The 1,252-nt window shown below is 68.1% G+C and carries 1 protein-coding gene; it reads right to left on the bottom strand.

Annotated features, from left to right (window positions below; all coding sequences use genetic code 11):
* Positions 1 to 164 precede the first annotated feature (164 nt).
* A partial coding sequence (locus ACIQOV_RS41890) for a lanthionine synthetase C family protein (RefSeq protein ID WP_401056450.1) occupies positions 165 to 1,252 on the bottom strand: 1,088 nt, incomplete at its 5' end.

The raw sequence follows: 1,252 nt of genomic DNA on the forward strand, positions 1-1,252 counted from the left end.
CGTCATCTGTTCCGTGTTCCCTGTTCCGTGTTCGCTGCGGCCCGTTCTCTGCCGGCGCTCAGCCGACCAGTCGGGAGAGCTCGATCGAGTGTCCCTCCATCCGAGCGGCTCGTAGAGCGCAGGTCGGGTGCTGTGGTGGCCCGCGTGCGCGGGATGGGGCCCGGTCATGAGAGGAGAAACATCCGATCCCACGTCGGCTCGACCCCGGTGGCCGCGGCGAGGAGGGCCATGGCGACACCAGCGGCTCCGTCGAGCAGCCCGGGCCGGTCCACCGCGACATCCGCCTCCTCCAAAGACGCGTAGCCGAAAGGGAGTTCGGGATCGTAGGCGGACAGGAGCTGATCGACGAGCTCGGTCGATGCGTACGCGAGACGGGCCGATGCGGTCTCGTGAGCGAACCGCAAAACGATGTGGAGAAGGCCAGCAACTCCATGGCAGAACGTAGGGGAGTTGATGTGCCGCAGTTCGACGGGGCGTCGCAGGACACTGGTCATCGCCTCGACTGCCGCACTGCGTAGACCATCGTCGTCCAGGGCCTCGCCAGCGAGCCACAGGGAGCGTGCCACCCCCGGACTTCCGTAGCACCAGGCACATCGTGTTGCAACCGGCTCCCTCTGGGGCTGACGCCGGCCCGTCGGTGTCACCGGTACGCCGTCGGGCCAGCCTCCGCCCCATGCGTCGTCGACACGGTGCGACAGCAGCCATTGGGCGAGGGCGCGCACGGTCTTGGCCTGACCGGGAACTTCGCGGCCTGCGCGCAGCGCGAGAGACAGAATGGCCAGCGGCCCGGGTATGCCGTGCGCCAGTCCGCAGTTGAGATGTCCCGACGGATAGCGACGGCGCATCGACGCGGAGGTTAAAAGTTCCGGCGGGGTGGCCCAGCGACGCATTCCGTGGGCTGGCTCGGCAACGCGAACCAGGGCCGTGAGCAATTCCGGAAGTACTTCGTGCGGGTCGCGCCTCAGCAGGTAGGCAGCGACCCCGCTCGCGCCGGATACGAGGTCGAACGCACTCACCGGCATACCGGGCGCGCTCGTGCCCAGCCGTGCCGCGACCGCCGATACTTGTGGTGCGAGCATCTCGTCGACAGCGGTGAGCAGGTGCTGATAGCGGTCGCCGTTCCGGCTCAGTGTTTCCAGTGCGAACGCGAAGCCGCTGAGCCCGGCGAAGAGCCCGCTATGCACCGGTCCGCTGACGTCTATGGCGGTCGCCCCCTCAGCCAGGAAGTCGTGGCCGACCGCATCCCACCCCT

The organism is Kitasatospora sp. NPDC091257 (assembly GCF_044757675.1).
Classification (GTDB): domain Bacteria; phylum Actinomycetota; class Actinomycetes; order Streptomycetales; family Streptomycetaceae; genus Kitasatospora; species Kitasatospora lactacystinica.